This is a genomic window from Bradyrhizobium sp. Kon10, assembly GCF_055807395.1.
Map to the genome: position 1 here is coordinate 1 of NZ_JBVVOZ010000404.1, position 237 is coordinate 237.

1 pseudogene is annotated in these 237 nt (G+C 62.4%); it reads left to right on the top strand.

Annotated features, from left to right (window positions below):
• Positions 1 to 237, top strand: a pseudogene (locus AC0L2O_RS37535) (ABC transporter substrate-binding protein); the annotation flags it as partial.

Below are 237 nucleotides of genomic sequence, written 5' to 3' on the forward strand. Positions count from 1 at the left end.
TCCTCGGCGACGAGGGCGCGCAGACCTTCTTCCAGTGGATGGTGACGGAACTCGGTTTCGATGCCGCCAAACGCGTGCCCTACACCTTCAATCCGGCGCCCTTCATCGCCAACCAGAAGTCGATCCAGCAAGGCTATGTCACCTCGGAGCCGTTCGCCGTCCAGAAGCAGGGCGGTTTCACGCCGAACCAGTTCCTGCTGGCCGACTATGGCTGGGACACCTATGCGACCACGGTCG